Here is a 21,278-nt window from a genome sequence, read left to right on the forward strand (position 1 = left end):
TGGTCCCGACTCGCTGCGCTTGCCTGCCTGGGCGTCGTTCCGGCTCGGAAGCGGACCGCAATCCACATCGACCTTATTTATGTCCTAACAGCGCTGCGATTGCCGGTGGCAGGCCGGCGTGATCCTTGCCCGGTGGGCGCGCGAAGCTGCCCTGACGCGCAACGCCAGGCTTCAACCGTGTGAGCAGTTCAGCCTGGCATACCCCGCAGGATACTCCGTCCACGACCGGTACCGGCAATTGATCCGCCAGGCTACGGGCCAGGCCTGCCAGGGGCGCGCCCGCCAGGATCAGCACGTCCGCGCCGTCCTCCGAGACGGCCTTCTGGCTAAGTTCGAGCAGGCGGGCGGCGTGGTCGACCTGGACGGTGCCGGGATCGCGCAGGGGATCGTTCAGGTGGCGAATGCATGCCAGGCGCGACAAGAGCCCGTACTGGTCGACGCATTCGCGGTACCAAGCGGTGATGCGGTGCGAGATGGCAATGATGCCGATGCGCTGACCAAGCTGGGCCGCGGTCATCAGGGCCGCCTCGGTCATGCCGACGACGGGTACGTCCAGCGCCTCCTTTAGTGCCGACAGGCCGGGATCGCCGAAGGCCGCGACGAGCAGGGCATCGTATTCTCCAAGCCGCTCACCGGCGATGGTGGCTACGGCGTGCGCGCCTAGCAGGGCTTCGAAGCGCGTCTCGATGTAGGCCACGCCAGATGCGGCCGTAGCCATCGTGATCGCCGTGTCGGGGGCGGCTACGCGCCGAGCTTCCGCCTCGATCAGATCGGTGACGCTCTGGGAAATGTTCGGATTGATGATCAACAGTTTCATGCCTGCTCCAGCGTGTCGGCCATCTGGGGAACGCCGGGGGGCACCATCTCCAGGGCCAGTGTGTCCTCGACGAACGCTCCCAGGCGGAGCACGTCGTCGTCGTGAAAGCGTGGCCCTACGATCTGCAACCCCAGCGGCAACCCCTGCGCGCCAAGCCCACAGGGGACCGAAAGGGCCGGAACGCCCGCCTGATTGAACAGCGGGGTGAAGACCGCATGGCCGCGAGGGCCAGCCGGCTGGCCGCCAATGGTCGAAGGCCCCAGCACATCCAGCGACCAGGGCTCGACCGGGACGGTCGGGCACAACAGCAGGTCCACCGTTTCGAACAGGGTCGCCGTGTTGCGGACGATGGCGTCCCGCAGCGCGGCCAGTTCAACCATCCGGGTCGCGGGCACCGCGAAGCCCGCTTCGATCTGCTCGGCGATGGCCGGATCGAAGCAGCCCGGATCGGCGCGGTAAGCCTCGCCGAAATGCGCGGCGAGTTCCGCGTGCTGCGCTGCCAGCAGGGGCGCGGGGGACAACCCCTGTGGCCAGCTTGGTGTGACTGGCTGTACCTGCAAGCCGGCTGATTGCAATCGCTTCAGTGTCTGCTCGAACAGCGCGGCAACATCCGCATCGACGGCATGGCCCAGCCCAAGGTCCAGGCTGCAGCCGATGCGCAAGGTGTCAAGTGGGCGGTGCGCCACCGTCGGCATGGGCGTGGAGAAACGGTCCGCCGAATGCTCGCCTGTGAGTACGTCGAGCATCAGGGCGACGTCGGTGACGCGTCGCCCCAGCTGGGCGATCACGTTCAGCTCGCGCCCGACGACGGGAAAGCCCCAGGGATCCGCAATTCGGCCCGCGCTCGGTTTGAAGCCCACGACACCGCAGTGTGCGGCAGGCCGACGCGAGGAGCCTCCGGCGTCGGTGGCCAGGGCCAGCATGCCCAATCCGGCGGCCACCGCTGCGGCGGCGCCACCGGACGAGCCGCCAGGCGTGCGGGTCAGGTCCCAGGGATTGCAGGTCGCGCCATATACACGGTTGTCGGTCACTCCCTTGCAGGCGAATTCCGAACAGTTGCTCACGCCGACCAGCAAGGCGCCCGCCTGCCGTAGGCGGGCCACCGCCCAGCTATCACGAGCCGCCCGGTGGTTGCGGTAGAGCCGAGAGCCACAGGTGCTGATCTGCCCTTGCAGCCAAAGATTGTCCTTGATGGTGACCGGAACGCCGGCCAGCGGCAGGTCTTCACCCGCGGCGCAGCGTGTGTCGATGAGCGCTGCCTGGCGACGTACGTCTATGGCATCCACTTGCACAAGTGCGTTAAGTAATGGATTCAACGCAGCGATCCGCGCCAGTTGGCGCTCAGCAATGGCGACGGCGCGAGTGTCGCCGGAGCGTACCCGCGCCGCCAGTGTCGATGCGCTTGCCGGCGTGCTCATCGGCTCAACCGAAGATCGCTTCGAGGTCCACTTCGGTGTCCTCGGGCAGCGAAAGGTCCAACGTGGCCTCGATGTGATCGAGATGTCCTACCATCAGCGCAATGGCTTTCTCGACATTGCCTTCTTCCATCGCCGCGATGATGTCGGTGTGCTCATGGTTCGGGCAGGCCGGGACGTTGGGCGAGTCGTAGAGCAGGATGATCAGGCAGGTCAAGGATGACAGCTCACGCATCAGCTTGATCAGCGGCGGGCTGGCGACCATTTCGGCGATCAGCAGGTGGAACTCACCGGACAGCCGGATCACCGCGCGTTTGTCACCGCGTTCCCGGGCGGCGCGCTCTTCGGCGACATGCGCGTGCAGCTTCTGGAAGTTCTCGGGATCACCCTTGTCCACCAGGCTGCGAATCAAGGCCGGCTCCATGATTCGGCGCGCCTGGAAGATATGCCGGGCCTCTTCCACCGATGGGCTGGCAACAAAGGCGCCGCGGTTCGGAATGGTGGTCACCACCCCTTCATGGGCCAACCGGGACAGCACCTCGCGGATGCGCGTCCGGTTCACCTGGAACACGCCGGCGAGTTTCTCCTCGACCAGCTTGGTACCGGGAATCAGGCGATGCTCCATCACGGCAGTCAGGATCCGCTCGTATATGGCGTCCAGTTTGTCGTTCGTCCCCAATATCTGCCCGGTGCTGCGAGCCCGGCGGGGGCGTGAAGGTTCTTTTGCGGTCAACACGTCGATTCCTTGCACCTGCTTTTCGCCCTGTCACGTTGGCGTCGGAGATTGTCACAAAAAACTCCACAATTGTGCAAATGCGCACCAGCGACGAACATTTTCCGCGAAGTCGCACCTTCACCGTGCACGGGCACCGGCGCTTCCGGCTCAGACGCGCGCGCCGAACGCCTCCAGTCAGCGCAATCGGCGCTGCCTCGATGAAACGCAGCACCCTTGGCACAGGCGCTACGGCAGGTCGCGATTGATCCATGCCAGCTCCGCCCGGAAATTTCCACAACAGTGGCATAGCGGTTGCAAGTGTTTTGCCACAACGGACATCATTTTTGTGACAATTACGGAGCCTCGACATGCGACCCATCCGCTCGTCCTATGCTGTACTCAAGCGCGCTACCGGCATCCTGCTGGCGCCTCTGATGCTTGCCGCCGCCCTGACCCCGACGCTCGGCCAGGCCCAGGAAGCCGAACCGATCAAGCTCGGTTACGCCAAGTGCGCCCACTGCACGCCGCTGTCGCTCACCCCGCAGAACGCCACAGGGGTGAAGCTCGAAGCCATTTCTTTCAATACCGGCAACGACGTGCTCACGGCTCTGCTTTCCAAAAGCATCGATGTAGCGCAGGTCACCTATCTGCACTACGCCACTGCCCTGGACAAGGGCTTCGACGTCGTAGGTATCTCTGGCCAGATCAATGGCGGATCCCAGATCCTCGTTGGCAACGACCTGCCCGTTGAGCCGGGGGACTGGGAAGGCCTGAAGAAGCTGATCGCGCAATACAAGGACGAAGGCAAGCCCTTCCGCGTCGCGGCTTCCCGCGGCAACGCGCAGGACATTCACATGCGCGGCGCCTTCCTGACCCATGGCATTGATATCAACAAGGATGTGCGCTTCATCAACATCCCCAACCCGTCCGACCATGTGCAGGCGCTGCGCCGTGGCGAAGTCGAACTGATCACCTCCGTCGATCCGTTCGCCACCCAGATTCGCGAAGTGAAGGCAGCCAAGTTCTTCGACTTTCCCTATGACCAGGCCGCTGGAAAGCTCACCAACCTGATCGTCACCCGCTCGGACGTCATCGAAGACAACCCGAAAGGCGTCGAGGAGGCCGTGCGCGCCATCGTCAAGGTCAACGAGATGATGGCCGACGACAAACCGCTCTTCGTCGACACCATCCAGAAGGTTACCGGTCTTGACAATGCCATCGCCACCGGCGCGGTCGACAACCTGTATCCCGATTACAAGATGTACCGCGAATCCGCCGTGGCCATCGCCCAGATGATGCGCGACCTGAAGTACATCAACACGGACGTCACCGAGGCGGTCGAGAAGAACCTCGACTACAGCTTCCTGGAAAAAGTGACCGGCAAGTCCAAGACCGACCTCGGCTATTGATTCAGGACCCGTGATGTCTTCTTCACTCTCGCAACGCCTCTATAAAAGGATCGAGCGCTTCATCGTGCCGGTCCTGCTCCTCGCCGGCTGGGAGACCTTCTCCCGCTCCGGCATCCTGCCGCCCGCCCTGTTGCCGGCGCCGTCCCAGGTTATGCTGGCCTGGGCGGACTGGATCTTCACCACCGACGGCAACACCCAGAGCTACTCCGGCCGCTGGCTGTCCGATATCGCAGCGAGTTCCGGTCGCGTGTTCGCCGGGTTTCTGATCGCAACCGTACTGGGCGTCGGCATCGGAATGTCCATCGGCTGGTCGCGCCAAGTCGAAGCGCTGATCGAGCCGACCCTGCAGACGCTGCGACCGATTCCACCGGTGTCCTGGATTCCACTGGCGATCATCTGGTTCGGCATCGCCGACAAGCCCGCCATCTTCCTGGTGTTCATGGGCTCGTTCTTCCCGGTATTGCTCAGCACCATCCATGGCGTGAAGACCTGCGATCGCAACCTGCTGCGCGCCGGTGCCATGACCGGTGGCACGCCGGCCAAGCTGTTGCGCCACATCGTGTTCCCCGCCGCCTTGCCAAGCATCTTCTCCGGCCTGCGTATCGCCATCGGCTCGGCCTGGATGCTCACCGTGACGGCCGAAATGGTCGCGGTGAAAAGTGGCGTCGGCTACGTGCTGTGGGATTCGTACTACTTCCTGCGCTACGACATCGTCATCGCCTCGATGGTCAGCATCGGCCTGCTCGGTTTCCTCAGCGACTACGCCATCAAGTACATCGCCGGACGCGTCCTGCGTTGGCAGCGCGGCTCCACCCTGCAAGCGAAGGAAGGTTGAGACCATGGCTCTGATTACCATCGACAACGTATCCCGCGTGTTCGAGGACAGCCAGCGCAAGCAGGTCGTCACCGCGTTGGATAACGTCAGCATTCAGGTGAAGCGCAACGAGTTCCTCTGCCTGCTCGGTCCGAGCGGCTGCGGCAAGTCCACCCTGCTCAACATGATCGCCGGCTTCGACAAGCCGTCGTCCGGTACCGTCACCGTTGGCGGTCAGGTCATCACCGAGCCGGGCGCCGACCGCGGCGTCGTGTTCCAGCAGGCCAACCTGATGCCGTGGCTGCCCGTCTGGGAAAACGTCGCGTTCCACCTGAAGATGCGCGGCGCCAGCAAGGCCGAGCGGCGCGAAAAGGCCCAGCGCTACATCGAGATGGTCGGCCTGAAAGGCTTCGAGAATCACTTTCCGAGCGAGCTTTCCGGGGGCATGAACCAGCGCGTCGGTATCGCCCGGGCGCTGCTGATGAACCCGGAAGTGATCCTGATGGACGAGCCGTTCGGCGCGCTGGACGAGCAGACCAAGATGGACATGCACGGCGAGCTGATCCGCATCTGGCGCGAAAGCCAGAGCACCATCGTGTTCGTCACCCATGGCATCGATGAGTCGCTGGCGCTGGGCACCCACGTCGCCGTGATGTCGGCTCGTCCGGGGCGAATCCGCGAGCTATTGCCCATCGAGCTGGAGCGGCCACGCGACCCGACCAGCGCCGCGTTCAACGACTACAAACGCCACATCCTCTCGTTGCTGCGTCCGGAAACGGTGAAGGAATCGGCCTGAGATGACCACGCTGATCACCGGAAGCAGTGGCTTCGTTGGCCTTGCGCTCGCCGAGCACCTGCTCGCGACGGGCGAGACGGTAATCGGTTTCGATCGCTCACCGCCGGCCGAAGCCGCCAGCCGCGCGCTCGCAGCGCTACCCGGTCGGTTCGTGTCGTCCATCGGTGACGTGCGGGATGTCAATGCACTGCGCGCCGTGATGAGCGAATACCGCCCACAGCGCCTCGTCACATTGGCCGCGATCACTGCCGGCGAAGCACGCGAGCGCCACGCCGCGCAGACGATCTTCGAGGTCAACGTCGGCGGTGTGCTTGCCGCTATCAACGCGGCCGCCGATACGGGTGTCGAACGTGTACTGCATGCCAGCTCCGGGTCCGTTTACGGACACAGCGGGCGTTCGCCGGCGGCGCTGCGCGAAGACGACACCCCGCTGTTGCCGGAAGGTCTCTACGGCATGTCCAAGCGCGCCGCCGAAGAGGCCGCCATGCGCCTCGCGGCCATCCGTGGCCTGCCACTGGTGATTGGCCGCCTGGGCACCTGCTTCGGCCCATGGGAAGCGGATACCGGCGTACGGGACACCCTGAGCGCGCCACTCCAGGTTCTGGTATGCGTCCGAGACGGCGAAACGGCGATCCTGCCCCGTGCTGGCCGGCGCGACTGGCTGTACGTGCGCGATGTGGCGGATGCCATGGCCACGCTGCTGGGCCAACCAAGCTGGGCCTATCCGCTCTACAACCTGGCGGCCGGATTCGAATGGAGCCTGGCCGACTGGTGCGCCTGCATCGCGGCTCGCTACCCGGACTTCAGCTGGCGCCTGGCCGAATCGGGCGAACGGTCCAACATCGACTATTTCGCCGACTACGACCGCGCCTCCATGGACATCCGGCGGCTCCTTGGCGACAGCACCTTCCGACCCCGCTTCGGGCTGACCGAAGCGGAAGCGGACTACCACCACTGGATCAGGGAGCACGGCACCGATCTATCCGGCGCCAGAGCACACCATGACTGAGCACATCCCGTTTCCCTCCGCCCGTTTCGACATGAGCGGCAAGGTCTGCATCGTCACCGGCGCAGCCTCAGGTATTGGCCGGGCCATCGCCCGCCAGCTGGCGGCCAACGGTGCCAACGTGGTGATCGCCGATGTGACGACCGAAGTCATCGAAGGTGGCGAGCCGACCGTCGATCTGATCGCACGCGATGGCAACAGGGCCACCTTCATCCGCACCGATGTCGCCGATACCGCGCAGGTCGATGCGCTCGTGGCGCAGACGGTGGCACGTTTCGGTCGCCTGGACGTGCTGGTCAACAACGCCTGCATCCGCCATGCACGGCCGCTGCTGGAGCTCGACGAAGCCGACTGGCAGCGCCTGCTGGACGTCAACCTGACCGGTGTCTACCGCTGCTGCCGCGCCGCCGTGCGGCAAATGGTGGGGCAGCCGCCCGTCAACGAGGTGCGCGGACGGCTGATCAACCTGTCGTCCCAGCACGGCCTGATCGCCGCGCCCGGCGATCTCGGCTATGGCACCACCAAGGCGGCGATCGACTACATGACCCGGCAGATCGCCATCGACTACGCGGCCGACCTCGTGGTCTGCAACGCCGTGGCGCCGGGCAAGATCCAGACCGGCGCGGGCGGCCGTGCCGTGGACCCGGGTGTGCTTGCTCGCGCGTCCAGCCGCACCCCCTGGCCTCGCCTGGGGCGCCCTGAAGATATCGCCCAGGCCGTGTTGTTTCTGGCCAGCGACCACTCAACCTTCATGACCGGCACCACCCTGATGGTGGACGGCGGATGGATGGCTGCCTGATGACCCACGACACGCTCGACCTGCTCATCACCAATGCGACATTGCTGCTGGACGGCGGTGTGGCGCGTAGCACTAATCTGGGCATCCGTGGCAGGCAGATCGCCTTCATCGGCGACCAATGCCCGGCAGCGGCTCGTACGCTGGCCTTGCCCGGCCGGGTAGTCACTCCCGGCTTCGTCAACACCCACTACCACGCGGGTCTCAACTTCGTCCGAGGTGTGGCGCCGGATTGCGGTTTTGCGCCGTCCTACACGCCGGGCCTGCCTCAGGCGTCCTGGCTGAACGAGGAAGAAGCACTCGCCCTGTCGCGCCTCGGTGCGCTGGAAGCGCTGCGCGCCGGCTGCACCACGCTGGTGGACAGTTTCGTCCACGCCGAGGCGACCGTCGCCGGCATGGCAGAGACCGGTGTGCGCCTGTTCGCCAGCCAGCGCCTGGCGGATGTCGATTTCGCCTCGGTGCTGGAAGGCGACCGTCGCTTCGATCGCGCCCGTGGCGAGCGGCAATTGGAGCGCGCCGCCGCGTTCGTCGAACGCTGGGCCGGGCAGGCCGATGGCCGTATCCAGGCACACCTGACCGCCCACGCACCGGATACCTGTTCGGTCGAATTCCTGCGCGAGATTGCCGCCCTCGCCGAGCGGCACGATCTGCCCATCAGCACCCATCTTGCACAGAGTCAGGATGAGGTGGATTGGGTCCGCGCACGGCACGACCGTTCTCCCGTCGAGCTGCTGGACGAGCTGGGCCTGCTGAACGAACGCCTGCTGGCTGGCCACTGCATACACGTCGACGAGGCCGATATCGCGCGGCTCGGCCGCAGCGGCGCACACGTGGTGCATATCCCGGTGGGCAATGCGATGTCCGGGCGGATCGCGCCGACCCGCCGCCTGGTCGATGCCGGCGCGCCGATCTGCCTCGCCACCGACACCATGCACGGCGACATGATCGAGGTGATGCGCTGGACCCTGGCCGTCGGCCGTCTGCAAGCCGGCTTCGTCGCGGACGACTGGCAGCCTCGCGACGTGTTCGCCATGGGCACCGGCAACGGCGCCACCGCCCTGGGCTGGGCGGATCGCCTTGGCCAGATCGCCGTGGGCATGCTCGCCGACCTCGCCATACTCGATTTCCGCCACCTGCACCTCACGCCCTGCATCGACCCGCTGGGCAGCCTGATCCACAACGCCACCGCCGCCGACGTGGAAAGCGTCCTGGTCAACGGAGAGTTGGTCATCGATCAGGGCCGCGCCACCCATGTCGACGAGGCTGAAATACGCGCCGAGGCCGACCGCGTCTGCCAGGCCCTGTGGCAGCGCTGCCCGAATCCGCTGCGCCCCTATCCGTCCGTTGCTGGAACTCCCCGATGAGCCAACGCATCCGCCTAGGCATCCTCACGCCCTCTTCAAATACCTCGCTCGAGCCGCTGACGCAGTCGCTGGTCTCGGGCCTGCCGGAAGTCAGCGTGCATTTCGCGCGGTTTTCCGTCACCCAGATCGCCCTCAGCCCCGACGCGCTCGGGCAGTTCCAGCAGACACGCATCCTGGACGCCGCGAAGTTGCTCGCCGACGCCCATGTCGACGCGATCGGCTGGAGTGGCACCTCCGCCGGCTGGCTGGGATTCGATCAGGATGAAGCGCTCTGTGCGGCCATCACCGAGGCCACCGGCGTGCCGGCCTGCACCTCCGTGCTGGCGCTGAACAAGGCGCTGAAAAGCTTCGGCATCCGCCGGCTGGGCCTCGTCTCGCCGTACCTGACCGATGTGCAGGACAGGATCACCGCCAATTACGCCGGCATCGGCGTCGATGCCAGCACCGAGAGCCACTTGCAGATCCAGGAAAACTTCGCCTTCGCCCTGGTCGACGAAGCCACGCTGGATCGCCAGGTCGCGGACGTGGTCGCCGCCGGCGCCGAGGTAGTCGCCACCTTTTGTACCAACCTATATGCCGCCCACCGGGTCGCCTATTGGGAAGCCGAACACGGCGTCCCGGTGTTCGACACCGTGACCACCGTGGTCTGGGACATGCTGCGCCGCACCGGCGTGGATACCCGTCGCATCACCGGCTGGGGCCGGCTACTTCAGGAAGCCTGACATGCAACCATTCGATACCGTCATCCGTAACGCCCGCGTGGTCACTGCCGCGGACACCTTCTCCAGCGACATCGGCATCCGTGACGGGCGCATCGCCGCGCTGGGCCTCGACCTGCCGGCCGGCGCCCGGGAAATCGATGCGCAAGGTCGCCACGTCACGCCCGGCGGCATCGACAGCCACGTGCATCTCGACCAGCCCACCGGCGATGGCTCGATCATGGCCGACGACTTTCTCAGCGGCACCGTTTCGGCAGCCTGTGGCGGCACCACCACGGTCATCCCCTTCGCCTGCCAGGAAAAGGGCAAGAGCCTGCGCGCCGCCGTGGAGGACTATCACCGCCGTGCGGGCGAGAAACCGGTGATCGACTATGCCTTCCACCTGATCGTCACCGACCCGACGCCGGAGGTCCTCCGCGACGAACTGCCGGCGCTGATCGCCGAGGGCTATACCTCGTTCAAGATCTACATGACCTACGACGCGCTGAAGCTCAGCGACCGCGAGATCCTCGACACCCTGTCGGTCGCTCGCCGCGAGGGTGCGATGGTCATGCTGCATGCCGAAAACGCCGACTGCATCGCCTGGCTCACCGAGCGTCTGCTCGCCGCCGGGCACACCGCGCCGCGCTACCACGCCACGTCGCGACCGATGCTGGTTGAGCGCGAAGCGACCCACCGCGCCATCGCCCTGGCCGAGCTGGTGGACGTGCCGATCCTGATCGTCCACGTCTCCGGCCGCGAAGCCGTCGAGCAGATTCGCTGGGCGCAGAGCAACGGTCTCAAGGTGTACGCCGAGACCTGCCCGCAGTACCTGTTCCTCACTGCCGACTCGCTGGGCTGCGACGACAGCTTCGAGGGCGCCAAGTGCATCTGCAGCCCGCCGCCGCGGGACAAGGCCAACCAGCAGGTCATCTGGGACGGGCTGGAGAACGGCTCGTTCGAGGTGTTCTCCTCGGACCACGCGCCCTTCCGCTACGACGGCCCGGACGGCAAGAAAGCGCACGGCGAGCAGGTATCCTTCGACAAGGTTGCCAACGGCATTCCCGGCGTCGAGACGCGCATGTCCCTGCTCTGGTCCGAAGGCGTTCGTACCGGCCGCATAACGCCGCAGAGCTTCGTCGCCCTGACATCGACCAATGCCGCCAAACTCTATGGCCTGTACCCGCGCAAGGGCAGCATCGCCATCGGCTCGGACGCGGACCTGGTGATCTGGGACGAAGGCCGTACCTTCCACCTGGACAACGACCGCCTGCACCACAACGTGGACTACACCCCTTACGCGGGCATGCATCTGAGCGCCTGGCCAGCGATGACGCTGTCCCGTGGTGACGTCGTATGGGACGGCCAACAGCCACGCGGCGACGCGGGCCGTGGGCAGTTCCTGCCCTGCGCCCGACCCGACCCGGCCAAGCCGCGCCGTCGTCAGAGCGAGATCCCGATGTGAGCGAGGCCCACATCGACGCCGTTGCGAGGCGCTTGATCACCGCGTGGCGCACAGGCCAGCGCCAGCCGCTCGCCGAGCTGTCCTTGCCCGACGCCGCCGCGGCGTACGCCGTGCAACGGCAGGTCAGCGAAGCGCTGGGTTGGTTCGCTGGCACCCGCCCGACCGCCTGGAAACTCGGCGGCGCACCGGGCGGTCTGATCAGCGCGGCCGCGGTACCAGCTGCTGCGATACACCGCTCTGACTGGCGGGTACCGCCCGCTTACGTGACAGCGCTCGGTATCGAGGGCGAGCTGGTGATCCGTCTCGGGCGTGATCTTTCCGGCACGTCTGATCTAGCCGAAATCCGCGCCGCGATCGATGCCTGGATGCCGGCGATCGAACTTTGCGACACCCGTCTGGAGGACGGTGCCAGCGCCGACCCGCTGCTTCGGCTTGCCGACCAGCAGCTCAACCGCGCCCTTATTCTGGGCGAGCCCGTACAACTGACGGAGCCGCCTGAATGGCCACGTCAAACGGCGATGCTGCGGGTCGATGGCCAGGAACTGCTCAGGTCCACCGGCTCGCATCCTTTCGTCGACCCCCTGTCTTCCTTGCCGTGGCTGGCGCGACACGCCGCAGCACAAGGCACGCCCCTGCGCGCTGGCGACCTGATCGCCACAGGCAGTTGGACCGGTATCCACTGGACTACTACGGGCCAGGCAATCACGTTCAGCCTGGGCGCCTTTGGCGCGGTTACGCTGAATGTCTGAGCTTTGCTCTATGGTTGGGGCTGTCGGGACTCGGTCTGGCGCAGCCCTTTCTGGAGCGGCACCAGCCGTTCAGCCGCGGTGATGCCAGCGGCGGCAGGATGGCCACTCCATGGCCGATGACGTAGGCCACTTGCCTGCCCCAAAGTTGTCGAAGCGATGCGGAGGCCACCGCCGCAGTCGAGCGGCCCCACCGACCGGAGCGCTGGCAATAGCGAGTGCGGAAGCGGGAAAAGGCACTCGGATCCCTCCGGAGCCACCCTCATCGCGCCCGGAGGCCACCCGCATCTACCTGCACCAAGCCTTTGTCGCTACAGTGCCTGCTCCCCCATAGAGAAAAACAAGAATGCAACAGGACAATACCCAACCCCTGACTGCCCCCGACACGCTTTCCGAGCGCGACCAGCGTGCGAACGTCTGGCGGCTGACCACTGCCCAGGCGCTGGCCGGCGCGAATACGGTGGTCGTCTATGCGACCGCGGCGATCATCGGCAACACGCTCGCCCCGGCGCCGGTGCTGGCGACCCTGCCGATCTCCATCTTCGTGGTCGGCATGGCGGCCTGCATCCTGCCGGCCGGTGCCATCGCCCGGCGTCACGGCCGCCGGGCCGCGTTCCTGGCCGGGACGTCTGCGGGTGTGCTCACCGGGCTGCTGGCCATGTTCGCCGTCATCCTGGGCGATTTCTGGCTCTTCTGCCTGGCGACCTTCTTCGGCGGCAGCTATGCGGCCGTGGTGTTGTCGTTCCGTTTCGCCGCAGCCGACGGCGTCGCGCCGGAGAAGCGTGCGCGGGCGCTGTCGTTCGTGATGGCCGGAGGCGTGGCCGCCGGGATCATCGGGCCTCAACTGGTGACCTGGACCATGGATCTCTGGCGGCCTTATCCCTTCGCCATGACCTTCCTGATGCAGGCACTGGTCGCCGTCATCTCGGCGCTGGTCCTGCTGGGCGTCCGCCTACCGAAGCCGACGGCCGCGGAGATCGCCGGCGGCCGGCCGCTTGCGATCATCCTCTCGCAGCCGCGCTTCATCGCCGCCGCGACCTGCGGCGCCGTCACCTACATGCTGATGAACTTCCTGATGACCGCGGCGCCCTTGGCGATGCATCTGCACGGTCACTCGCAGGAGTCGTCCAACCTCGGGGTGCAATGGCACGTGATCGCCATGTACGCACCCAGCTTCTTCACGGGCCGGCTGATCACCCGTTTCGGGGCGGGGCGCGTGGCCATCGTCGGGCTGCTGCTGACCGGCCTGTCCGCTGCGGTGGGGCTCGGCGGGGTCGACGTCGCCCACTTCTGGCTGGCGCTGATCCTGCTCGGGCTGGGCTGGAACTTCGGTTTCCTCGGCGCCTCCGCCCTGGTCCTGGAGTGCCATCGGCCGGAAGAGAAGACGCGTGTGCAGTCGCTCAACGACTTCATCGTCTTCGGCATGATGGCGCTCGGCTCCTTCACCTCCGGCGGCCTACTGAGCGCGTATGGCTGGAACACGGTCCTGTGGATTTCCTTCGCGCCGCTGGCCGTCGCCTTCGCGGCGCTGGCGTTGGCGAGGAAGCATCATCAGTCGGCAGCGGCTGATGAACTGGCGAGCCTGACGACGCAGCAGCGGCAGTAAGCCGAGGCCAGGAGTGTCGGCACGGCGGATTCCGATCTGTGCTCGGCCAAGAAAGGATGGTTACTTGGTGGCACTGCGGAAAAACGCCAGGCCTAGACAGCAAAAAGCCCCGTCATGCGGGGCTTTGCGCTTGTGTTTGGTGGGCCGGGGTAATCTGAACTCGTGCGATATCTATCTGAAAGTAAAAGAAAAAAACCGGTTAATTTATTCTGTGGAATACTATTTGGGATACGAGGGCTGGATTTGAACCCAGGATTCCCTGCAGCTTTTTTTCCGTTGTACCTTGAGTTCCTAGGTTAGGGCCGCCTCAAATCACCCTTGGGCTCATCAGTTCATGCTTCGCTAGCATGGCCCTGATAGCTTCTTGAATCTCACGCATTTGCTTTTCGGCAATCTTGCTAGCTTCGAGTTCCTGTTCAGAGGAAAGCTCGGGTGGCTGCTCGTTAAGATATACCTGCCAGCTTGCCAGTCGTTTCAAGCTGATTTCCAGGTGTCTCGTAGTTGCGTCGAGTCTGATTTTGCTCAGCTCTTGCGCAAGCTTGCTTGCGTTGCGGGTGATTGTTTTCTGTAGAGCCTCGCGCCGCTTTTCCTCTTTTCTATCTTGGCTCAACTGCTGAGCTGCTTCGATCAAGCTTTCTATTATCGCCGTTTCGGTGGTCCCAGAGCTCTTTGCTAGGCCTTTTAGCTTGGCCTTCGTGTCGCGCGGCAGTGTGAACGAGCATGTGGCCCTCCCTTTCGCCGATGCCCTGTACCGCCTTTGTCTGAGATTGTTTCTTGCTCTGGAGATGAGCTTCCACCCCTCATTCATCGTCTCAAGATTGCAAATGCTTTGGGTCAGCAGAGCTGGGGTTCTACGTACCTCAAAGGCAATTGCTGCAAGAGCATCGCGAGGCATGCGGTCGACTAGGTAGTTCGTTGCCCATGCCTGTTCTTCCTCGTTCAGCTCTTTGAACCAACTGAGCGCTGCTCCAGTTTCACCCAATTTTCTTCTCCCTCTTTTCTAGTCAGTCCTTCCGTGCGAGAAGGGGCCTCTGCTGCTTGTGGGGTAATCGTTTTATTGCGACGTGTCAATATTACGTGAACTGGTTCATGAGCTACCTCACTTGATGTTACTTGATTTGTTACGTGAATACGTGACATGAAGTTTATTTTGTATTTTATAGTCTATAAAATGTGATCTAAATTAGGATTAACCGCTCGGTAAGCTGGCGAATTATGGTTGTTTTTAAGGATTTAAGGCTTAGTGTTGATGCAAGGTTCGTGCTGCAAGCCCTGATTTGTCGTGAGTCGTCGTCGTTGTTGTCGATATCCTTCAAAGTGAAAGCAGTCGCTAAGCAACTTTGTTTGACTGAGCGTCTGGTCAGAGAGGGGATGCAGGAGCTTGCTGACGTCGGCCTGCTGGTGAGCAGGCGGCGAGCGGATAAGGTCGGTCGCCCAGTACAGGAATATGAATCGTCGCAATCGTTATGCGATCTAGTTGCCCTGGTTGGGCAGGGCGAAGCAGTTCATCAAGATCTGATCGTGCGGCTGTTTAGCGAACCTGAGATATATGCTCTCGGGCCATTTTCTGCAGGTGTGGTAGGCACCTGCGAAGAGAAGGGCAAGCCTGCTCGAAAGCCGACTCGAAAGGATGGGCGTCCGGCAGCTCCTGGAGCCAAAGGACGCTTGGCAGCGTCAACGCGTGTGCTGTTGGCGGCTCTATTGAGCTTTGCCGATCAATGTGGTGTTGCGACAGGGGTTAGCGAAACGAGATTGCGGGCAATGACTGGATTGAACGCTCTCTCGCTGAAGCATCAGGTGAAGCGGCTAATCAGTCTTGGGTTCATCCGGACGCACGTGCCCGGGGTGTCGAGTGGCATTTTCGTTGGTGCTAAGGTTCCTACGATTTACTACTTGAACCTTGATCATCCGCAGCTTCGAACCGCGCGAGGAGAGTGCGGGCTGGTAGTGCATGTTGCCCTAGGCCCCGAGAAATTTGACAGGCTCGCAACGGGTATACCGTCGGCACAGACTTTGAAAGCATTAGGGCCGGCTGCTTTGGAGATGCTGTACCACAAGCTTGCAGGCCATACGTCGCGCTTGCTATCAGCCGTTTGGGCGGAGCCGGATGAGATACAACGTGAGGTAACAGCTGTCGTAGCCGCCAATATTGCAAACGAGTTGGGCGACCTCTGGGTTGGTAGCCCTGCGAAAGATAAGGGGTACTACTGGACCGGGATGCAAGATAATTTCCATGCGGCAGCATGCGAGTGGGCTGATAGTCTCCACAAGAGGCTGCTTCGATGGAACGTATGGCGAGGGTATCGGCCGCAGTTAGTGAGGCTTATTCCAGCCCCGAACAGAACGGATGGGCTCACCATATCTTCATTGGTTGTCTATCCCGCGCCACAGAGCGCCGTAACCTGCCTTGTAGTTTGGGACAAGTACGATGGGCGTGTCGATCACTACGGACGCGAGGAGGAACTTGATCTAGCGTTGCGCTGCGACGCTGGGCTGTTAACCAAGGACTAGTATTGCTGCTGGCGATGGGCAAGTGTTTTTTTATTGCTCCTGCAGATCCTCTGAGCCATACAGAGGAGCCTGCTCATGCGAATCATCCGTCTGAAAGAAGTCATCGACTCGACCGGTCTCGGCCGATCGACCATCTACAAATACATCGCGGAAGGAGCCTTCCCGAAACCAGTCTCGCTGGGCGACCGCTGCGTGGGGTGGGTCGATAGCGAGGTGCACGATTGGATCCTGGCCAGGATCGAGGAGCGTGACCAAGCTGAGGGAACTACCGCGCGTCCCATCGGCCACCTGAGCATGGCCAGTTAGAACCTGCAGCGCCATGACCGGCCTTGGCTGGTCATGGCGCTTATGCCGCCGCTCAGTCAATGGCTGTTCGGCCTAGCATGGCAAGTCGTGGCGGTGTCGCTCCCGCCGCCCCGACAGCCTCCGTTCCGATATCTGGCTCCGGCCTCTTCGGCTTGATTTATTTCCGAAATCCGAACTCGGCAAAAATTGCCGCTATGGCGGGAGGATTGAGGTGGCTTTGCCCGAGCTGGTCGGAGAAGGAAATTGCGGTGCGGGTATTATGCTTTTACTAGCTATTACCACCCGAAGGGTTCACGCCTAACCGAGTAGTAACCTTCACTGACCTACACAGGTAGTCGGACACTGAGCCTACACCAGAAGGGCTAACACTACAGCATATCCAGAAAGAACAACCAACTGATCAGGCGAGGACAGGTAGCGGTTAAAAAGTACACAGCAGACACAGGTTATGAAACTCAACCAACGAGAGGTCATAACCATGCTCAACGATAACGAACCCACCCGGCGCTACCCACTCCGTCACCCTGACAATCCCAACCTCCATCTGCACTACGGAAATACCTTCGAGGACTTTCCCTTGCAGAGCGAAGTAGGCCCCTTTATTCGGGAGTGCCTGTCTGATCTCAAGCGCACCATCGACCTGGCTTTGGCTGAGTATCCGAGGGTCTTGGCCTTCAGGGTGGATCTGCGTCTGCCTCAGGGTGTTGAGCTACCCGACTACGCCTATACAAACCAGGTCATTAGCCGGTTCTTCGAATCGTTTACAAAGAAGATCCAGTACCACCAGGAACGGGTGGCTGAGCGTAGCTACTCGCGAGGCTGCAAAGTACGGTACGTCTGGTCGAGAGAGATCGGTCAGGGAGGTCGGCAGCATTATCACCTGCTGATCCTGTTGAACCGCGATGCCTACTACACCATTGGGCGTCTGGGCTCAGACCGGGTGAACATGATCGGCCGTATCGAGGAGTCCTGGGCAGGTGCGCTGGGACTGCCAGTCGACATGATGACGGGGCTGGTGCACATCCCGAAGAATGCTGAGTACCTGATCGATCGAGTAAAGCGTCAAGGCAAGGGCGATGAGCTGGCTGATCTGTTCTACCGAGCCAGCTACCTGTGTAAGAAAGCGACCAAGTCCTACGGAGATCGTCAGCGTGGATTCGGCGCCAGCCGAGGGTAGTGGCTACCTGCTGCGCAATAGGGTCATATCCATGGAATCCTGGCCTGCCGATGGTTTAGGCTCCAGCCAGGAATCTAAGGCTGATATGAGCGCTGTGGGATGATAGAAAAGGGAACGCGCTGCCGACAGCATTATCAGTCGGTATACGAACGGAATCGGCCAGAACTCAGCAAGGGCCGTGCTCTTGATGAAAGCTTGCATCATTTCCTCGACCAGCGCCCGGCGGGTAAGAACCTGTCAGCACTTGATCGTGCGCAAGGCCTGGCAGCGGCATCGTTTTGGCTTGATGTGGATGCGGTAGCTGGGTCCGAACTCGCGAGCCTGGCCCTCAGCCGGGTGCTGCATTTGGATAATGCAGTCAGTGTCGAGCGGCTGTTGCACCTCGCTAGCCATAACCCGGAAACCCTCCGATGGGCGATTCGCTACTCGAAGCTGTTTGAGCGAACAGAATCGCCGTTCTGGCTTGAGCTGCGTGCGGCGCTCGCCGGGGATGAATGGCAAGTTTTCTTCGGCGTCTGTGATCGCCTGCTGGATCAGCTCAGGCCTTTTGATGAGCTGGTGGCCATAGCTGAAAAACAACTCAAGCATTTATCGCTGCTGGAGCTGTTTTCCTACCTCAGCGTTCTGGCCTATGAAGCCTTTGCAGAAGATGTGCCCGCTGATCGCTCCGGTCAGCAGTGGAAGGTCTACAACCGCATTATTCTGAACAAGCTCCGTGCTTGCTCGGAAGAGGATTTCCGCCTGAGCGAATCACGACTCGGGCAATCGCTGAAACGTCACCTATCACCGATTATCTTTCCTGAATCCAGCAATTCTGACGTGGTGGCATGTCGTCAAAACCTCGAATCGTTAGCCGTTCTGATTTTGGCAACCCAAGAGCGGATCGACTACGAAGGCTCAATCGACTGGTTCTGCTTCGACCCTGAATGCCGTTACCAGCTAAAACCGGGTGAGCCGGTAATCTACAACCAGTCGGAGGCGGGAACAGAGCGATGGCAGCGAACCGGGCGTAAGAGTGATTTGCTTTGGCACTACTGGATGAACCGTGCCCTGCATACCTTCGCCCTCTCCGACATGGCCGAACAAATCATCGGCTCAGCCGAGAATCATGAGCTGAACCAGTTGGCCTATATCAAGGCGGTTCGCAGCAAGCTGCAGTTACAGCAGATCTACGGCTTGGGTGATCGAGTCTCGCTCAGTGATGGTTCTCAGGTTCAGCTTCACCACTTGCTGCTGGCCAGCGAGCTGAATTCGGTTTTCTTTCAGAAGGAGTTTATCCAGCCATTTCAGAGTCACTTGCGTGATTCGGGTGTGTTTGCTCAGGCACTGGGGCGCTTAGCCATGAATGGCATGCTTTCCGGTGAAAACAGGTTTCCACTGACTTGGTCCGAAGAGCCAGAAAAGATCCGCAGGATCACTGGCTGGACTGTCTGTGACGAACACCCGAAAGGCTGCGCCGATTCGGCCAAGGCAATCCTCAAGTTCTGGACCAGCGACTTCAAGGTGCTATCTCACCAATTGAAACTGCAGCCAGGGATGCCCGCGCCACGCCTGTACGAACAGCCCTATTACAAAATCGGACGCTACAGCTTTCAGTTCCCTTGGGTTGGCGCGCAGCAGAACAACCTGACGGCGGCCACCAATAACCTTCGGCGCGTGAATGCACGTCGGGCCGATATGCAGACTGAAACCCAACGCGTAGAACTCGCACTGGCCGCGAGCCTCAGGCAGCGTGGCTTTGCTGTTGAGGTGGGTTATCGGCCACTGGCGAACGAAGAAGACGATGCCGGCGAGGTGGATCTGATCTGCCATCAGGATGGTGTGCTACTGCTCCTTGAGGTCAAGTCAGGCTATATCCGCTCGACCAAGCATGAGGTCTGGCTCCATCGCACCAACACGTTGCGCAAGGCTGCCTGGCAGTTACGGCGCAAACAGGCAGCGGTGCGTAGTGCGCTGATAGCGGATCAAGAGCTGCGCGCCAGGTTGAGCTATCACGGTCATGAGCCCGGTGCCGATATACGTGCCTGGATAGTCGACACGTCAATTGAGCTCGATGGGCAGTCTATTGATGGGTTCAGAGTGGTATCCCGTGAGGCGCTGGAGGTCATCTTGCGCGATGAGAAGCAGCTCCTCAGACCTATAGATCAGCTTGACGGGGAAAGACAAGATTCGTTGTTTCCTGACGGGTTTACTGCTGGCCGATTTGTCGCTGCTGTTGAGTCCGAAGAGCTATGGCAGGGCATCTGTTAGAGCACCGCGGGCAATAGCTTGCCATACCTGTAGTGCGCAGAGTTTGTGAAAGTTCGTCTCCAAAAAGCCTAGATACCGCGTCAAGTCGGGTGGCTACGATGCGACTTCCTAACCACCTGCAGGAGACAATCATGTCCAAGCAACCCAGCACCACCAGTCAGCAGCGGGGTTCTACCCCATTAGCACGGACACTTTCGAGTAAGCTCATGCCGAGCTGAAGGAGTGTTCATGAAGCGCAAGAAATACAGCCCCGAGTTCAAGCGGGAAGCCATCGAGTTGGTTCGTCGTTCAGGGGCGAGCTGTCGACAGGTGGCCCTGGAGATTGGTGTGGCTCCGAACCTGCTCACACGCTGGGTTCGAGAGGCACAGCCAGGCGCAGAAAAGGCCTTTCCCGGAACAGGTAGTCCGCGAGATGAGGAGCTGGCCCGCCTCAAGCGTGAGTTGGCCCGGGTGACCAAGGAACGTGATTTTTTAAGAGACGCGGCAGCGTACTTTGCCAGGGAGTCATCGAGCGGTACACGGTGATCCAGCGCTGCCGCAACGAGTACCCGGTACGTCTGATGTGCCGTTGCCTGAAGGTTTCTGCCAGTGGCTATTACGCCTGGCAGGATCGTGATCCAAGCCCGCGAACTCAAGAGAATGCACGTCTGGTCAGGCGCATTCGTGAGATTCATGAGGACAGCCGTGGCGTGATCGGCGCACCGCGCATGCATGAGGATTTGCTCGACGAGGGCGAAATCGTCAGCTTGAACCGCGTTGCTCGCCTGATGGCGGCTGAGCGAATTCAAGGCTGGCCACGCCGTAAGAGACGTGGTTTTGGAAGAGTCGCCAGTGGCCGTCCAGCAGGCGTGAAAAACCTGCTGGAGCGCGATTTCACCGCGCAGGAGCCGGAGCGCAAGTGGGTCACGGACATCACGGAAATAGCCACACTGGAAGGCAAGCTTTTCCTATGTGTGGTGCTCGACTTGTACAGCAAGCTGGTGATCGGTTGGTCGATGCATCACCGCCAGGATCGGCAGATGGTGATTCGAGCAGTGGAGATGGCGATTTGGCAGCGCCAGGGTGACTGGTCAGTAATCCTGCATTCGGATCGCGGTAGCCAATTCACCAGCACCGACTACCAGCGCTTTCTGAATCGCAACACGCTGGTCTGCAGCATGAGTGCCGTCGGGCATTGCGGCGACAACGCAGCCTGTGAAGGCTTCTTCGGTCAGCTCAAACGGGAGCGCGTTGTCCATCAGTCGTATCGAACTCGTGATGAAGCACGGGCGGATTTATTCGACTACATCGAGCGGTTTCATAACCCACGAATGCGTCGTAGAGTCGCCAGGCAAGATCTGAAGTTTTCAGCCCTTTTCAAACCGTCCGTGGAAACGGGGTAGAACCC

Annotated in this window: 19 protein-coding genes; 15 read left to right on the forward strand and 4 right to left on the reverse strand. The window is 62.0% G+C overall.

Features of this window, described 5'->3' with window-relative positions:
• Window positions 1–73: 73 nt before the first annotated feature.
• The 3 genes from H610_RS0120310 to H610_RS0120320 are packed head-to-tail and all read right to left on the reverse strand — an operon-like array spanning window position 74 to window position 2,983.
• Window positions 74–817 (reverse strand): aspartate/glutamate racemase family protein, encoded by a 744-nt coding sequence (locus H610_RS0120310; protein ID WP_028241371.1) that lies wholly within the window; start codon window positions 815–817, stop codon window positions 74–76.
• Complete coding sequence (locus tag H610_RS24295) at window positions 814–2,235, reverse strand: amidase (RefSeq protein WP_051231893.1); 1,422 nt, start codon at window positions 2,233–2,235, stop codon at window positions 814–816. Before H610_RS24295 ends, H610_RS0120310 begins: the two co-directional genes overlap by 4 nt.
• A 4-nt stretch (window positions 2,236–2,239) precedes the next feature.
• The gene (locus H610_RS0120320) at window positions 2,240–2,983 is read right to left on the reverse strand and encodes a GntR family transcriptional regulator (protein ID WP_408055009.1); all 744 of its coding nucleotides are present in this window, start codon (window positions 2,981–2,983) and stop codon (window positions 2,240–2,242) included.
• A 332-nt stretch (window positions 2,984–3,315) separates the two neighbouring features.
• On the opposite strand from H610_RS0120320, the gene H610_RS0120325 reads away from it, so the two are divergent.
• From H610_RS0120325 to H610_RS0120370, 10 genes are all read left to right on the forward strand, one after another.
• A complete protein-coding gene (locus H610_RS0120325) occupies window positions 3,316–4,356 on the forward strand; it encodes an ABC transporter substrate-binding protein (RefSeq protein WP_043239172.1) in 1,041 nt (346 codons plus the stop codon).
• Between the two features lie 13 nt (window positions 4,357–4,369).
• Window positions 4,370–5,191 carry an ABC transporter permease gene (locus H610_RS0120330; RefSeq protein WP_028241374.1) on the forward strand — a complete coding sequence of 274 codons (822 nt, stop codon included), beginning with the start codon at window positions 4,370–4,372 and terminating at the stop codon, window positions 5,189–5,191.
• 4 nt (window positions 5,192–5,195) lie between these two features.
• A complete protein-coding gene (locus H610_RS0120335) occupies window positions 5,196–5,966 on the forward strand; it encodes an ABC transporter ATP-binding protein (RefSeq protein ID WP_028241375.1) in 771 nt (256 codons plus the stop codon).
• Window position 5,967: 1 nt separating this feature from the next.
• Window positions 5,968–6,975, forward strand: coding sequence for an NAD-dependent epimerase/dehydratase family protein (locus tag H610_RS24300; protein WP_051231895.1), 1,008 nt, complete (start codon window positions 5,968–5,970; stop codon window positions 6,973–6,975).
• On the forward strand, window positions 6,968–7,771 hold the full coding sequence (locus H610_RS0120345) for an SDR family NAD(P)-dependent oxidoreductase (protein ID WP_201768386.1): 804 nt from the start codon (window positions 6,968–6,970) through the stop codon (window positions 7,769–7,771). The genes H610_RS24300 and H610_RS0120345 overlap by 8 nt, the downstream gene beginning before the upstream one ends.
• Window positions 7,771–9,132 carry an amidohydrolase family protein gene (locus tag H610_RS24305; protein ID WP_051231901.1) on the forward strand — a complete coding sequence of 454 codons (1,362 nt, stop codon included), beginning with the start codon at window positions 7,771–7,773 and terminating at the stop codon, window positions 9,130–9,132. The genes H610_RS0120345 and H610_RS24305 overlap by 1 nt, the downstream gene beginning before the upstream one ends.
• The gene (locus H610_RS0120355; RefSeq protein WP_028241377.1) at window positions 9,129–9,854 is read left to right on the forward strand and encodes a maleate cis-trans isomerase family protein; all 726 of its coding nucleotides are present in this window, start codon (window positions 9,129–9,131) and stop codon (window positions 9,852–9,854) included. The genes H610_RS24305 and H610_RS0120355 overlap by 4 nt, the downstream gene beginning before the upstream one ends.
• Before the next feature lies 1 nt (window position 9,855).
• Complete coding sequence (gene hydA, locus H610_RS0120360) at window positions 9,856–11,295, forward strand: dihydropyrimidinase (RefSeq protein ID WP_028241378.1); 1,440 nt, start codon at window positions 9,856–9,858, stop codon at window positions 11,293–11,295.
• Window positions 11,292–12,044, forward strand: coding sequence for a 2-keto-4-pentenoate hydratase (locus H610_RS24310; RefSeq protein WP_051231897.1), 753 nt, complete (start codon window positions 11,292–11,294; stop codon window positions 12,042–12,044). The genes hydA and H610_RS24310 overlap by 4 nt, the downstream gene beginning before the upstream one ends.
• 343 nt (window positions 12,045–12,387) lie before the next feature.
• On the forward strand, window positions 12,388–13,647 hold the full coding sequence (locus H610_RS0120370; RefSeq protein ID WP_028241379.1) for an MFS transporter: 1,260 nt from the start codon (window positions 12,388–12,390) through the stop codon (window positions 13,645–13,647).
• A gap of 307 nt (window positions 13,648–13,954) precedes the next feature.
• On the opposite strand, the gene H610_RS0120375 is transcribed toward H610_RS0120370, so the two are convergent.
• Window positions 13,955–14,629, reverse strand: a complete 675-nt coding sequence (locus tag H610_RS0120375; RefSeq protein ID WP_028241380.1) for a hypothetical protein — start codon at window positions 14,627–14,629, stop codon at window positions 13,955–13,957.
• Between the two features lie 233 nt (window positions 14,630–14,862).
• Here H610_RS0120375 and H610_RS25215 point away from each other — a divergent pair, with 233 nt between their 5' ends.
• The 5 genes from H610_RS25215 (at window position 14,863) to H610_RS0120395 (ending at window position 21,273) form a co-directional block, all read left to right on the forward strand.
• Window positions 14,863–16,158: a hypothetical protein gene (locus H610_RS25215; RefSeq protein ID WP_084166514.1), complete on the forward strand. Its 1,296-nt coding sequence runs from the start codon at window positions 14,863–14,865 to the stop codon at window positions 16,156–16,158.
• Between the two features lie 75 nt (window positions 16,159–16,233).
• Entirely contained in the window at window positions 16,234–16,464 is a 231-nt protein-coding gene (locus H610_RS0120380; RefSeq protein ID WP_028241381.1) for a helix-turn-helix transcriptional regulator, read from the forward strand.
• Window positions 16,465–16,912: 448 nt separating this feature from the next.
• The gene (locus tag H610_RS0120385; RefSeq protein ID WP_152529135.1) at window positions 16,913–17,641 is read left to right on the forward strand and encodes an inovirus Gp2 family protein; all 729 of its coding nucleotides are present in this window, start codon (window positions 16,913–16,915) and stop codon (window positions 17,639–17,641) included.
• A 99-nt stretch (window positions 17,642–17,740) separates the two neighbouring features.
• Window positions 17,741–19,891: a hypothetical protein gene (locus H610_RS0120390; RefSeq protein WP_028241383.1), complete on the forward strand. Its 2,151-nt coding sequence runs from the start codon at window positions 17,741–17,743 to the stop codon at window positions 19,889–19,891.
• Window positions 19,892–20,119: 228 nt separating this feature from the next.
• Window positions 20,120–21,273 (forward strand): IS3 family transposase gene (locus H610_RS0120395; protein ID WP_085985502.1). Its coding sequence is split into 2 segments (ribosomal slippage): window positions 20,120–20,366 and window positions 20,366–21,273, totalling 1,155 coding nucleotides; the frame shifts between segments, so codons are not numbered across the junction.
• Window positions 21,274–21,278: the final 5 nt, after the last annotated feature.

The sequence above is a fragment of the Stutzerimonas azotifigens DSM 17556 genome, from assembly GCF_000425625.1.
GTDB classification, from domain to species: domain Bacteria; phylum Pseudomonadota; class Gammaproteobacteria; order Pseudomonadales; family Pseudomonadaceae; genus Stutzerimonas; species Stutzerimonas azotifigens.

Coding starts and splice junctions, on each gene's coding strand:
- H610_RS0120310 (WP_028241371.1), bottom strand. CDS start 817: ATGAAACTGTTGATCATCAATCCGAACATTTCCCAGAGCGTCACCGAT.
- H610_RS24295 (WP_051231893.1), bottom strand. CDS start 2,235: ATGAGCACGCCGGCAAGCGCATCGACACTGGCGGCGCGGGTACGCTCC.
- H610_RS0120325 (WP_043239172.1), top strand. CDS start 3,316: ATGCGACCCATCCGCTCGTCCTATGCTGTACTCAAGCGCGCTACCGGC.
- H610_RS0120330 (WP_028241374.1), top strand. CDS start 4,370: ATGTCTTCTTCACTCTCGCAACGCCTCTATAAAAGGATCGAGCGCTTC.
- H610_RS0120335 (WP_028241375.1), top strand. CDS start 5,196: ATGGCTCTGATTACCATCGACAACGTATCCCGCGTGTTCGAGGACAGC.
- H610_RS24300 (WP_051231895.1), top strand. CDS start 5,968: ATGACCACGCTGATCACCGGAAGCAGTGGCTTCGTTGGCCTTGCGCTC.
- H610_RS0120345 (WP_201768386.1), top strand. CDS start 6,968: ATGACTGAGCACATCCCGTTTCCCTCCGCCCGTTTCGACATGAGCGGC.
- H610_RS24305 (WP_051231901.1), top strand. CDS start 7,771: ATGACCCACGACACGCTCGACCTGCTCATCACCAATGCGACATTGCTG.
- H610_RS0120355 (WP_028241377.1), top strand. CDS start 9,129: ATGAGCCAACGCATCCGCCTAGGCATCCTCACGCCCTCTTCAAATACC.
- hydA (WP_028241378.1), top strand. CDS start 9,856: ATGCAACCATTCGATACCGTCATCCGTAACGCCCGCGTGGTCACTGCC.
- H610_RS0120370 (WP_028241379.1), top strand. CDS start 12,388: ATGCAACAGGACAATACCCAACCCCTGACTGCCCCCGACACGCTTTCC.
- H610_RS25215 (WP_084166514.1), top strand. CDS start 14,863: ATGGTTGTTTTTAAGGATTTAAGGCTTAGTGTTGATGCAAGGTTCGTG.
- H610_RS0120380 (WP_028241381.1), top strand. CDS start 16,234: ATGCGAATCATCCGTCTGAAAGAAGTCATCGACTCGACCGGTCTCGGC.
- H610_RS0120385 (WP_152529135.1), top strand. CDS start 16,913: ATGAAACTCAACCAACGAGAGGTCATAACCATGCTCAACGATAACGAA.
- H610_RS0120390 (WP_028241383.1), top strand. CDS start 17,741: ATGATAGAAAAGGGAACGCGCTGCCGACAGCATTATCAGTCGGTATAC.